This window comes from Erythrobacter sp. MTPC3 (genome assembly GCF_042854385.1).
GTDB lineage: Bacteria > Pseudomonadota > Alphaproteobacteria > Sphingomonadales > Sphingomonadaceae > Erythrobacter.
The window spans coordinates 1-11343 of sequence record NZ_BTGP01000018.1; the positions used below are offsets into that span (position 1 = coordinate 1).

The 11343-nt window shown below is 54.2% G+C and carries 10 protein-coding genes; 3 read left to right on the forward strand and 7 right to left on the reverse strand.

Going from position 1 to position 11343, the window contains the following annotated elements; genetic code table 11:
* Positions 1-259: 259 nt before the first annotated feature.
* Entirely contained in the window at positions 260-1348 is a 1089-nt protein-coding gene (locus ACGHU1_RS16440; RefSeq protein ID WP_390588697.1) for a DUF5694 domain-containing protein, read from the reverse strand.
* 273 nt (positions 1349-1621) lie between these two features.
* On the opposite strand from ACGHU1_RS16440, the gene dcm reads away from it, so the two are divergent.
* The 3 genes from dcm to ACGHU1_RS16455 are packed head-to-tail and all read left to right on the forward strand — an operon-like array spanning position 1622 to position 4440.
* Positions 1622-2881 (forward strand): DNA (cytosine-5-)-methyltransferase, encoded by a 1260-nt coding sequence (gene dcm / locus ACGHU1_RS16445; RefSeq protein ID WP_390588699.1) that lies wholly within the window; start codon positions 1622-1624, stop codon positions 2879-2881.
* 31 nt (positions 2882-2912) lie between these two features.
* Positions 2913-3326 (forward strand): very short patch repair endonuclease, encoded by a 414-nt coding sequence (locus ACGHU1_RS16450; RefSeq protein WP_390588716.1) that lies wholly within the window; start codon positions 2913-2915, stop codon positions 3324-3326.
* 1 nt (position 3327) lies between these two features.
* A complete protein-coding gene (locus ACGHU1_RS16455) occupies positions 3328-4440 on the forward strand; it encodes a type II restriction endonuclease (RefSeq protein ID WP_390588701.1) in 1113 nt (370 codons plus the stop codon).
* Between the two features lie 407 nt (positions 4441-4847).
* On the opposite strand, the gene ACGHU1_RS16460 is transcribed toward ACGHU1_RS16455, so the two are convergent.
* From ACGHU1_RS16460 to ACGHU1_RS16485, 6 genes are all read right to left on the reverse strand, one after another.
* Positions 4848-5573 carry a transferase gene (locus ACGHU1_RS16460; RefSeq protein WP_390588704.1) on the reverse strand — a complete coding sequence of 242 codons (726 nt, stop codon included), beginning with the start codon at positions 5571-5573 and terminating at the stop codon, positions 4848-4850.
* Positions 5574-5711: 138 nt separating this feature from the next.
* On the reverse strand, positions 5712-6101 hold the full coding sequence (locus ACGHU1_RS16465) for an ester cyclase (RefSeq protein WP_390588707.1): 390 nt from the start codon (positions 6099-6101) through the stop codon (positions 5712-5714).
* 397 nt (positions 6102-6498) lie between these two features.
* Positions 6499-9081, reverse strand: coding sequence for a TonB-dependent receptor domain-containing protein (locus ACGHU1_RS16470; protein ID WP_390588709.1), 2583 nt, complete (start codon positions 9079-9081; stop codon positions 6499-6501).
* Positions 9082-9096: 15 nt separating this feature from the next.
* Entirely contained in the window at positions 9097-10056 is a 960-nt protein-coding gene (locus tag ACGHU1_RS16475) for a hypothetical protein (protein ID WP_390588711.1), read from the reverse strand.
* A gap of 4 nt (positions 10057-10060) precedes the next feature.
* Complete coding sequence (locus tag ACGHU1_RS16480; protein WP_390588713.1) at positions 10061-10444, reverse strand: hypothetical protein; 384 nt, start codon at positions 10442-10444, stop codon at positions 10061-10063.
* A 100-nt stretch (positions 10445-10544) separates the two neighbouring features.
* Positions 10545-10754 (reverse strand): hypothetical protein, encoded by a 210-nt coding sequence (locus ACGHU1_RS16485; RefSeq protein ID WP_390588714.1) that lies wholly within the window; start codon positions 10752-10754, stop codon positions 10545-10547.
* Positions 10755-11343 lie beyond the last annotated feature (589 nt).

An 11343-nucleotide genomic window follows, 5' to 3' on the forward strand; every position in this document is an offset into this window, starting at 1 on the left:
CCATGCGGCGATGAACAAGGAAACACTGCCGATGATCGGGCGGTTGCTGGGTCATGCCAGCGTTCAATCCACGGCGCGCTATGCGCATCTTGACGATGGGCATGTGCTGGACGCTGCTGAGCAAATTGGCAGCGCGGTTGAGCTGATGCTGAAATGATTACTTCTTGGCCGGATGACTGCTCTCGACCCAATCTCGGTCATTTCCTTCATCGACGGCGACACCCAAAAGCCGACATCGGCGAACAGCGTTTCACCTCAACTACTCACTCAGCATGGGTAGAACGTCGATCAACTCGACATCACGCATCTGGGAAAGATACGCTTCGTAGTATCCCTTGTGCGAGACACCCACGATCGCGAGCATCTTTGAGCCGGGCGACCTACCGAGCACTTCGCGCATGTTTGCAACCATGCGAAGGTTGCGAGTTTCCCAATAGGACACATACCTGCGGCCATACCGACCGGGAGAGGATTCAACGAGCGCCGCACCAAAATCTGATGCATAGGTAAGATCTGCGTATTCGGGCGCATTGAACGCTCGATACAAATCCAGAAAGCCACCTGGCTCGCCGAGCGCAGATTTTAAGGCCTCGTCCTTTTCGCTGCGCTTTTCGCCTGCTGGATTATCCCAAGCAGCAGTGATCGCTGCTGCATATGCCTTATCGTCACCATCACCTTTGCCAGCATAAAAGTCCTGCGCATCAACACTCCAAAGCCGTTCCAAGCTTGCGCGCACGGCCACAGGTGCGGCGATGAGGTTCACCTCATTTTGGTAAGTCCGGCTGCGTTCGAGCTCTGACACCAACTCATCGGTCAATCCGTCTGAGGCTATCCGTTCTTTTTCCGGCAGATATAGCCACTGAACCAAAGCAGACCCTGGTTCTCCGGCAGCTAGAAAAAGCAGTGCATTGCGCCGCCGATCTTCGGCAGAAAAATCTCCTTCGCGTCCTTCTAGTCGGTCTTCGATCTGGGCGGTCGCTTCAAACACATTCAATCCGGCCGCCGCCTCTGCTGCAGAGGTATCGTAGCACCAGCGCGACACCGTGGACTGATCGAACCTCGATGGCATCTGTTTCATCGCCGCGCATCTGAGGCCCGACGTGTTTTCGATCGCGATGAAATCGGGGGACCAATTTGCGAGATTCTCAACAATCGGACGAACCATATTCGGCTGAAAGCTATCTGGGAGCCCTCTCAAGTGAGGTGTGCCAAGAACCAAGACTTCGTTCGGCGGTCCCGCCGGGCGATCTTCCATCTCATCGGGCTGGAATGCTGGCTCATATGGCTGAGCGTTTAGGGGAGTCATCTGGAACCACACCATGAAAAGAAACGCGATACATCTAATCATTTCAACCGCCTTAGTGAATTAATACACTACGCCCCTAAGGTATCCAAGTCACAACGACAAATTTCTGGGGCATTGTCGACACCAAAGAAGCTGCGTCCGCTCCTTTTCCTCCGATGTTCGAAAGCAGACCGTCAGCTTCCCCACCTCCCATTCTGCCGTTCCGCGTCTGTTTCAATGACTGACCGCCAAAAAGTGAGAACACAAAAAGAACATTCTTGCACGCTGGGACCGTTTCTGCCACGGTGTCAAAAATTGACACAGAGCGGGGTTTCGATGCGCAAAACAGCTTTAAAAACGACCAGATTCACGCAGCTTTGCGGTCAGGCAGGTTTAACCCAGGACGAAGCGCGAAGGCTGCTGGAAGTGTCGGAGCGCACCGCCTACCGGTATGCAAACGGGACCGTAAAGCTTCCACGTCTGGCCGAAAAAGTGTTGCGCGATGCGGCGAGCAAGAAACCGGCCAGCCATAATACGGCATTCCGATTTATTGATCTGTTTGCAGGGATTGGCGGTTTGCGGATCGGATTCAACGGAATCGGTGGCCACTGTGTGTTCACGTCCGAGTGGGACGCCAATGCGCAGAAGACCTATGCCCTCAATTTTCGCGACAACCACCGGATCGCCGGAGACATACGCGAGTTTTCAGAACAGCCAGAGACTATTCCGGAGCACGATGTGCTGCTTGCCGGCTTTCCCTGCCAGCCATTCTCAATCGCCGGAGTGTCGAAGAAGAATGCGCTTGGACGACCCCACGGATTTCTTTGCGATACACAGGGGACGCTGTTTTTCGACACCGCGCAGATCATCGCGCATCACCGCCCGGCAGCTTTCGTGCTGGAAAACGTCAAGAACCTTGCCAGCCACGACAAGGGGCGCACGTTTGCCACGATCATGAATGTGCTGGAAAACGAGCTCGGCTATAACGTGCAGACGCGCGTAATTGGATCGGAGCCGTGGGTGCCGCAGAAGCGCGAGCGCGTGTTCATCGTCGGGTTTCGCGAGGATACGGATTTCGATCTGACTGCTCTGGAACTGCCGTCGGCCGAGGACGGCCCGAAGCTGGGAAGCATTCTGGACCGGCACGAGGACGTCGACCCGAAATACACGCTCACCCCCCGGCTCTGGGAATATTTGCAAGGTTATAAAGCGAAGCATCAGGCGAAGGGTAACGGTTTTGGGTTCAGCCTGTTCGGGCCAAACGATGTGACCCGCACCCTGTCTGCGCGCTACTACAAGGACGGCTCGGAAATCCTGATAGACCAGCCCGGCCCACGGCCTAGGCGTCTAACGCCGACGGAATGTGCCCGCCTTATGGGTTTCGAGCGCGGTGATCGGAAGTGGCGCATAGAGGTCTCGGATACGCAGGCCTATCGCCAGTTTGGCAACGCCGTGGTGGTGCCAGTTGTCGAAGCGCTGGCGCAGGCGATGCAACCGTATATCGCGGTCGCAATAGATAAGGGCGAGAAGCAGGGCGGCGAAACGCCGCAGACAGTCTCGCGGCCCGACCGGGAGCCCGCTGCCGCCTGTGGCTGATATTGTCACGGCAAAGGTCCGCAGTCGAATGATGTCCGGCATCCGGTCAAAAAACACAAAGCCGGAAATAATCTTGAGGCAAGGACTTCACGCAGCCGGGTTCCGGTTTCGTCTTCATGACAAGGCGCTGCCCGGCAAACCCGATATCGTCTTTCCGCGCTACCGTGCTGCTATCATGGCGCAGGGTTGTTTCTGGCACGGCCATGATTGCCATTTGTTCAAAATGCCTGAGACACGGCCCGAGTTTTGGCGGGTCAAAATCGAGCGCAACCGCCAGAGCGATGCCCGGACGCGCGCTGCACTTGCGCAGGCGGGATGGAGACTGGCCGAGGTCTGGGAGTGCGCGCTCAAGGGCAAAACCAGATTGCCGCATGACGAGGTGATCAATACCTGCACACAATGGCTGCGATCGGATGTCGCAACGCTTGAGATCAGAGGTAAATAATATGCAGCGCGGGCAACTTTCGGACTATTTCGCGGGGGTGGCGGTGAAGCGTCTGAGCGCGGTCGAAACCAGTCCGGACACGTCGAACCAGCATGAGTTCAACGGGTCGGCCCCGCTCCGCCGCCTGTTCGGCGACGATGATCGGCGCGACATTCCCGCTCGCTACATATGGCTGGGTCAGGAGCAGGAGGCGGTCACAACCGACAGCATTCTGAGCTGGTATGATGCGCGGCGACGGCACCCGACCCGAACCGAGTACCGCCTTTATTACCCCGATAACGAAGTGACCGGGATGATGCAGGAGGGCGACGTGATGTTCATTGCGCTGAGCCCGGACGGTACAGCCATGGTACTCATCACGCCGGTAGACAGCACGATCCAGAATCAGCTTGTATGGCTCTTCGGTCTGGCGGAACAGCCAGAGTTTGAGTTCACTGTTCAGGAGATTGCTGGAAGCAGCAACTCCGATCTCGATTTTGCAGCGCGCTACATCCTCGACGAGCTGGGTATCGAGCCGGAAGAGCCGGAAGCGAACCGGCTTGATGATCTGATCGAGCAGTTCGGCATGAAATTCCCGACCACGAAGATATTCTCCGAAGTCGCACGGTCCGCAGTGACAGACGTCTCACCGACAGACGATCCTGACGGCACGCTGCTGTGCTGGCTCGACATGGAAGAGCAGCTTTTCCGAAGGCTGGAACGGCGCATAGTCGCCGAACGGATCGCGGGAGGCTTCAACGCGCCCGAGGGGGCGGATGTAGACGGCTTTCTGTCGTTCTCACTCAGCGTCCAGAACCGTCGCAAGTCCCGCGCCGGGCAATCACTGGAGCATCATTTGGAGGCGATATTTACTGCTAACAGCATCCGGTATTCGCGGGGAAAGGAGACGGAGAACCGCAACAAGCCCGACTTCCTCTTTCCGGGGCATGAACATTATCACGACTCTGCTTTCCCTGCGGCGAAACTCACAATGCTGGGGGCAAAATCAACACTGAAGGATCGCTGGCGTCAGGTGCTTTCCGAGGCGGAGCGAATCGAGAACAAGCACCTGCTGACTCTGGAGCCGGGCATATCGGAAAACCAGACTAGCGAGATGCAGGTCAAGCGGCTTTAACTGGTGTTGCCGCGTCAGCTTCACCAGAGTTTCAGGCCGGCGCAGCAAACGTGGCTGATGGACGTTTCAGAGTTCTTAGAGTTGGTGAAGGGGCGACAGCCATGAGTGGATCACCATAGGCAACCATCGGTCCTTAGTGGGCTGATGAGCGGGAGGGTTTGATGATGCGCTCTGTCCCGCGCTTCGCGCTCCTGAGGGCGCAGCGTGTTTGAGCTAACCCGCAGGCACTTCGACCTCTCTCATTGCCAGACGCCCGCTGGCCCACAGGCCCGCGCACAGGGCGTCCAGCGGCTTCATACCGCGCCGGGGTGCCGTTGTTTGTTTTGGGATGATCCAAGAGCGCTCGCTCTCGATCCCAATAGTGCACATTATCGACATGGTGGAGATCGCGCGAAAGCAGTCCGACCTTAGGATGATGGAGATTGATCCAGCAAGCTGGCGCGCCTGACTACGGTCTTCTTATCGAGTAGCGCGCCCGGCGCGATTACCGCGTTCGCTCCAACTCTCGCGTCGTCGCCAATAAGCGCGCCAAACTTATCAACGCCCGTCTCGATGACCTGGCCGTTCGATTGGATGCGTATCAGCTTGTCTTCCAGCTCGTTTCGATAGTTTGCGATAATCGCACCAGCCTCGATGTTAGCCCTCGAACCAATAATGGAGTCCCCGACAAAGCTAAGGTGAGCAATTTTCGCACCTGAAAACATAAAGGTCGTCTTCAATTCGCAAGATGGTCCCACGATACAATCATTGGCTATAAAGACCCCACCACGCAGGTAAGCGTTCGCAGCAACGAAAGCGTTTGGTCCGATTATTACAGGGCCTTTGATGACAACCCCATCTTCGACCCTTGCCGTGACGTGGACAGCCACCGCACCAGAAACTTCGTAATCTGCATCTAGGCGATCAATTTGATCGATGACGAGATGTTCTGCTTGCTGGGTCGCTTGCCACGGAAGAGTGATCGCCGAGCCAAAAGCGGAAGAGGGCTTGTCAGCGACGAAGGCTGAGATTGTCGGGTTGTATTCATTTTGCATCGCCATCGGATGGCGAACCGCAACATCTTGGTCAATATCGGCTATTGCGTCCGCAACGCAGCAACCGGAGATTCCGCAAACCACCCCAGTTTCGGTCATAGCGCGAAGGCTCAAATTGGGCCGATTGGCGACTGGCCGCTTTTAGCCCAAGGGCTGTGCGAAGCAGACATTCCTCTGACGACCCAGTTTCGGACGTTTGAATGACGACGCATTTGCGGACATTAGGATGTTCAATCTTCAGCTTGTCTGTCGAGCGTAATCATCGCTGTCGAACCAGCCGAGAGAGGACTGAACCTTGCCCTCATCGTTGATGTCCCATTCTTCCCAACCCGAAACACGAACCGTTTTCCCAGTTGAAGCGTGCGTTCCGCTGAAGGTCCAAAGATAAGCGGCGTGATCTCCAGCTATTCTCACCGAGTCGCACTTGAGGGCTAGATCCGGAATGTCAGCGAAGAAACCTGCCGCCATCTCGGCGACACCGGTCCGCCCATCCCAAGGGTCACCACGGTTGATAATGATCTTGCCATCACTGGCATAGAAAGATGCGACAGCATCCGGAGATCGGCTATTCCATGCGGCGGTGTAATCGGCAGCCAGTTTTTTGGTCTTTTCCTCGTTATTTGTCATTCGGTCTCAACTCCCTTGCACCATCCTGTCATGCGTTGGCACAGACACAATAGCGTAGATCGGCAAGCGGCCAAGACCACTTTTGAGACCCTAGTGAGCGTCCGCTTCCACTCCCAGTTCCCGTCGCAGAAGATCGGCTGAAGCTGGGCCGGTTTCTGACTGGCAGCTTCCAAGGTGATACAGGCAGAAAGCCGCCAGTCAAAACCGAGCCACTTTCGGAACAATGAATATCATCTCATGTTGACCTAATTCTAACCATCGGCCGATGCGTCGATTTCCTTAATCGGTAGGTGGATCTGGATCTTCAACCAAGGTATCGATCGATGGCTTGATCAAATATTTGAGCGGCAGACTGCGTCCTCCCCGGCAAAAGCAAGGCGCGTCCAGCACGCGTCCATCAAAAAACTTTCCTGATGCTGAGGCTGATTTGCCGTCCTTGGGGGTCGAAAAACGGGGACTGGAAATCGATGGGCGTCATATCTCTAGTATCCGTCACGCTTTGGCGCGCATTGAAGAGGTTCACGATATCCAAATTGATGCGAACACCTTTTAGCCATCCCGGCAATCGATCTTGGGAAAATTGGTCGGAGATACTGGCAAAAAGCGATAGATCAAACGTCGCCAAACTGGGGAATTGAACATCGCTGACCTTGCTCGTCGCTGCGATAGGGATACCCCGTACCACAGTTCCACTTTGCCAATTCGCATCAATGCGCGCACCTAAACCTTTTTTGAAAACGCTAGCTTGGAATTCGATTCTGTGCCGTGATGTACCGCCCTCGTTGCCGATAGCGTCGCCATCTAACAGATTAAGGGTCGGACCATTCTCGCTCGCCACAATCTTATCATCAAAAATGACTGTATGATAAAGGCTCAGCCGCAAGCGACTTGCGCGAATATCAAATTGGCGGGCCTGCGCGCTGCCGGGCTCTACATCAACTACGATTGCACCAGGCGGAAGTGAGTTCTCGAGATCCTCCCGGCTCCCGAAAAACATGGTCTCACCCTGTTCCTCGGCCGGGGCATCTCCAAGCGACCGGCTAAAGATCGCGCCCCAGCGCAGTTGCTTACGATAAGATCGCGCGAAGTTGACTGGGGCGGCGTTGATTGAGACGAGCTGTCCTGCTTGATCGCGGCTGACCCGGTCCGGGAAAGCCAGTTCGATAGGCGATGTAAGCGCTGGGAATGCTGCAATCGGATTGTCTGTTCCACTGTCTAAGTAATCAATGTCGAAGATGAGCTTAGTTTTCTTAAATGGCTTAAGTCTAAGCGCGAGCCTAATAGTCTCTCGTTCTTCTGCCTGGAGTGTAGGGTTGCCGCCAAATAGCTGCGTGAACTCGACAGTTTCGCCCACGTTGAAATCGAAGGTTCTCACATTTTGAGTGGTGATCAAAGGTGCGTTGAGCTGTTGCGGCGTGGGCGCGGTCTCCCGACGCGAAATCGACGCAGTGAAGTTGATAGCGTCGGAGGGAGCCCAAACAATCCCATAGCCTAATGTTTCGATAGCTCCGAAATCGGACAGGTCGCTGAGGGCATAATTCACGTTCGCGGATAAGTTGCCGATCCAATCGGGACCGAAAATTTTACGATAGAATACCGGGATGTCCAGGCTGACCTGGTTGTCAAAAACGTCGCGACTTAGCGAGGCAGAACTTTCGGGCGCTCCATCACCAGGAGTTTCCCGACTGTCAAAATTCTGGCTTTGTCCGCCAATGCGCACAGAAGCAATAGCAGGTCCGCCGGGGAGTTTGAAAATTCTGCCCGATGCCAGCGCATTCAGATCGACGGTCTCATCGACAAAGCTTGCTTCGTCGCGTGCGGCAACACCGTCAATCTCACCAGTCAGGATATCTGAACGGGATCGCTGATAATTGCCAAAAAGATTCCAAGACCATCTGCCGATTTGACCGGCAAGGACAGCGCCAATAACTAAGTCGCTGGTTTCGAAATCGCGTATAACTGGACCGAGCGCTCCGGGTCCGATCAAAAACTGCCTGTCGTTCTGGCTAACGCGAACATTGATGGTTGATGACACTCCCTCGATTGGCCGGGCGTTTACCGTTCCATGGAAAAAGATCCCTTCGCTTTCAGGCAATAGCGTACGAAAAGCACCGAGATCAGGGGGGCCATCAGGCTGCTCCAAGCCTCGCTCGCTTTCCAACAGTGATCCAGTCCGGGTATACCCTAAATCTAGCGTGTAACGTGTGTCTCTAGCGATCTGAAAATAGTTGAAATTCAACCTCCCAGTCTCGTAGCCGCCCTCTGTTGTGACGGAACCGTTTGCCAGGCCTGTTTGGGCTTGGAAATTCTCATACGTAATGATGTTTACGACCCTCTGAGTGGCAGAGAAGCCGTACTGAAGCGCCACTTCGACGGGAAAAATTTCCATTCGCTCAATCGCCTCAGTGGGGATGGTGGCGATTTCGAGGAAGCTCGAAACTCTTTTTCCGTTTAGCAGCACGACAGCATTGCTGTCTGAAGAACCGCCATTGCTGCTCACCTCTGCGCCCAAAGCATCCAGCAGCTCACCTACATTACCTACCCCAAAGGCTTTGATGTCATTGGGATTGAAGGACTGAAGAGGCTCGAAGTCTCCTGGGACAGAGCCTCGTGGTTTGGGTGCCCTGACCACGATATCTCCATTGTCTTCACCGGTTGGTTCAGGATCATCGATTGTCGTGACTACGCCGCTTTCCAGCGCCTCACGCAGCGCCTTCTTTCGCTCGGGAGTGAGAGACTCACCGTCGGGACCCAGTATCTCGCCTTCATCCAGTTGTCGGAGCAATTCTTCAGCTGAAACGGATAGCTCCAGGGTAGCTTTGTCCTCGGCTTTTTCAGTTGGTGGATCTTCAGAGGGATTTGCAGGTTCCGCTGCTTGGCTGCCTTCCGTGGCTGACCATTGCGCGGGCGTAGAGTTATGCCAGCCACTGGAAAGAGCAGACGCTGAGACGATAAAGGATCCCAATGATATCAGAAACATACCGAGTCTTTATCTTTAATTGTTCCTATTTCGATCTATTGAAGAAGTGTCATAAAGATCGCTGTTGGAATATTCTGCGCTGGTGAGAACATAAGCCTTCAAATCGGCATCAACTTGATTGAAGCTGAAATCAGAATGATCTACTGCCAAGTTCTCTTCGAACCAGCCTTCGACACTTTTGTTCGCTTGGATGTGTTCCACCAAACGCCTGATGACCTGCTCATCTCCAGTCTCTTTTATCAAGAAATCGAATAACGCCCTTATTGTCGAGTAGAAAGCGAATGTCTGCGACGAAGTGGGTTGCATGGGAACCCCCCAGACGCGCGGCTCCGCATCCGATGAACGAGGTTTCCATTCGGGATGCGTCATTAATAGCAGCTCGTCTATGGGAATAAGCCCATTCGATTGGGCCAGCATCCTTGCGGCCGACCTCCGCGATCCAATTCCTCTCGCATCTTCGAAAGCCAAGGCTGCCATTTCGTCCAGCCAGTCGGGCGCGGAGCCTCCGTATTCGTCCTCGCCAGTGGGCGGCATGAGAAACTGAATGAAGATTTGGTGGCCAATTTCGTGCGGGAGTATGCTGCTCGGCAACTTTGAATATCCGTTTTCAGGGGCTGTCAGCACCCAACGCATCACAAATGCACAACCACCTGTGTTTTGCAGGGCGCCAACATTCTTCGCCGCTATGACGAACGGTGGAACATCGAGCCCAAGGAAATGGCGTGCGCGGTCTCGTGCAATTTCTCCCGCAACCCTCGCCTCATCAGCCTGCACCTGATTTATAACAATAATTCCACCAAAAGTGGTGGTCTCAACGATCAATGGTGCGTCGGCTTCGCGTTGCGTTGCCCCTTTGAAACGCTCGCTAGCTAGACAGGAGACGTCACTTGCTAAAGCGGTTGTTGATAAAGAGCAGAGCCCAAGGCAGGCGAAAATGGCTTTCCAGTGCGATGCTCGACCGTTCTTGCGAGCCATCCCTCTATTCCATTCGGTTTAGCTTCAGTGACATGGGTGGAAAGTCCGACAGAATGTAGTTCCCTTGAAGAACATCGCCAGAGCTATCGAGTCTCAAACGCAGCTTTGCATCGCGAGCGGAAACGAATTGAAATTCCAAGACATCTCCTGCGTAAACGACGTTTCGCAAGGGCACCCAGCCTTCGTCGCCTTCAGTTTTATATCGCCCAGATAGCGCTCCGCTTTCTTCGTACAGCTCGATCACCCAGACGTAGCCAGCGAATGGACCAGACCATGTCCCTAATAGATGAGAAGAATGGGAAGGCTGCTCAGCGTGCTGGGCAGCTGCACCGAGCTGGGGCGAATAACTGAGCATAGAGATTGAAAAAGCCAATGCAGCAAGCCGCATGATAGCCTCCTCTAAACAGATTTTCGGGAAAGAGATCGTCAACAAGCGTCGTTATGAGCCAAGCAGTTGGCTGCCTGGCTCACAACATTATCACAGGTTGTCAGATCGTACCGTCGCCGTTGCCGACGCAAGCTATGATGACAGCTGTGCGGCCGTCAGGAAGCTCAACTTGGTCGATCACCTCACAAGTTGAAGCCGAGTAAGACACTTTGGCTGACGTCGTATCGACTACTTCTGCGCTTGCAGGCGCAACCATGAAAAGGCCGCCGGTAAAAACCACTGCGCTAAGAATTTGACTGATCTTTTTCATACTTTAATCTCCTTTTGATCTGCGTTGGGTTTTGCCGTTTTGGCGTCTCAAGAGTATTGATTCGCTGACAACCAGTCAATTAGCTTAGAGAGTATTTAGTCCCGTAATCATTCGCACTTCTGGAACAATGAAATCTCAATATTTGTCATTTGTATCAGATGCTTGCTTTCTCAGCCCTTTATAATTTCTGTAGGGGAGAGCGGTTCAGAACTTCAACCAATCGAAAGGGCAAACTGTGCACATCATGCGACAAAGCGTTTCGGTTAGGAGCAAGTAAGTCGTATTCATTCTCCCTAGCCGGAATGGCCTCGGAGAATGTCCGCTATTGGGAACTAAGATTTGGGATCGCTTCGTCTCAAATTGAGGCGCAAAGCTGACGCGGCTGGAAGGGTCCGCAACTGAGTCGAGAGCAGTCATCCGGCCAAGAAGTAATCATTTCAGCATCAGCTCAACCGCGCTGCCAATCTGCTCAGCAGCGTCCAGCACATGCCCATCGTCAAGATGCGCATAGCGCGCCGTGGATTGAACGGTGGCATGACCAAGCAACCGCCCGATCATCGGTAGCGTTTCCTTGTTCATCGCCGCATGA

Bases quoted from the DNA above. Each gene is read 5' to 3' on its own strand.
- ACGHU1_RS16440 (WP_390588697.1), bottom strand. From the start codon at position 1,348: ATGATTAGATGTATCGCGTTTCTTTTCATGGTGTGGTTCCAGATGACT.
- dcm (WP_390588699.1), top strand. From the start codon at position 1,622: ATGCGCAAAACAGCTTTAAAAACGACCAGATTCACGCAGCTTTGCGGT.
- ACGHU1_RS16450 (WP_390588716.1), top strand. From the start codon at position 2,913: ATGTCCGGCATCCGGTCAAAAAACACAAAGCCGGAAATAATCTTGAGG.
- ACGHU1_RS16455 (WP_390588701.1), top strand. From the start codon at position 3,328: ATGCAGCGCGGGCAACTTTCGGACTATTTCGCGGGGGTGGCGGTGAAG.
- ACGHU1_RS16460 (WP_390588704.1), bottom strand. From the start codon at position 5,573: ATGACCGAAACTGGGGTGGTTTGCGGAATCTCCGGTTGCTGCGTTGCG.
- ACGHU1_RS16465 (WP_390588707.1), bottom strand. From the start codon at position 6,101: ATGACAAATAACGAGGAAAAGACCAAAAAACTGGCTGCCGATTACACC.
- ACGHU1_RS16470 (WP_390588709.1), bottom strand. From the start codon at position 9,081: ATGTTTCTGATATCATTGGGATCCTTTATCGTCTCAGCGTCTGCTCTT.
- ACGHU1_RS16475 (WP_390588711.1), bottom strand. From the start codon at position 10,056: ATGGCTCGCAAGAACGGTCGAGCATCGCACTGGAAAGCCATTTTCGCC.
- ACGHU1_RS16480 (WP_390588713.1), bottom strand. From the start codon at position 10,444: ATGCGGCTTGCTGCATTGGCTTTTTCAATCTCTATGCTCAGTTATTCG.
- ACGHU1_RS16485 (WP_390588714.1), bottom strand. From the start codon at position 10,754: ATGAAAAAGATCAGTCAAATTCTTAGCGCAGTGGTTTTTACCGGCGGC.